The sequence below is a fragment of the Pseudomonas khorasanensis genome, assembly GCF_014268505.2.
Taxonomy (GTDB): Bacteria; Pseudomonadota; Gammaproteobacteria; order Pseudomonadales; family Pseudomonadaceae; genus Aquipseudomonas; species Aquipseudomonas khorasanensis.
Genome location: NZ_JABWQP020000053.1, coordinates 1 through 411, shown reverse-complemented (window position 1 = coordinate 411; position 411 = coordinate 1). Strand labels below are relative to the sequence as shown.

Here is a 411-nt window from a genome sequence, read left to right as displayed (position 1 = left end):
GTAACGGTCGAGGGATTTTCTGCCATCAGCCCCTCCAACAACCCCTTCGGCACCTCCCACCACGGCCAGTCCTTCACCTTCGGCACCACCCTCGTCCCAACCTCCAGCGATCTCCCATTAATCAGATACCGCTCAAACATCGGCATCACTTCCCCAGCCTTTTCGCCCAGCCCATGCAGAATCGGGTAGATATGCCGCCCATCCCAAAACCGAAAAAACACCTCCGTGCCGTCCGGCATTTTCACCTGCGTGAGGCTGCGCAGATGCTCGAAGACGTCGTTTGGCGCTGAGCGCGACACCGCCAGCCAGCCCCAGTCGGGCGCGTCGGTTTCGGCGATCCAGGGCAGGAAGGCGGAGTTGGCGTTGAGTTCGGTGACGTAGGGCATCACCGGTTGCCAAGTGGAGTAGGGG

At 61.1% G+C, this 411-nt stretch carries 1 protein-coding gene; it reads right to left on the bottom strand.

Going from position 1 to position 411, the window contains the following annotated elements:
• The coding region (locus HU727_RS25550) for a DUF4123 domain-containing protein (RefSeq protein WP_217847162.1) at window positions 1-411 on the bottom strand (411 nt) is incomplete at both ends.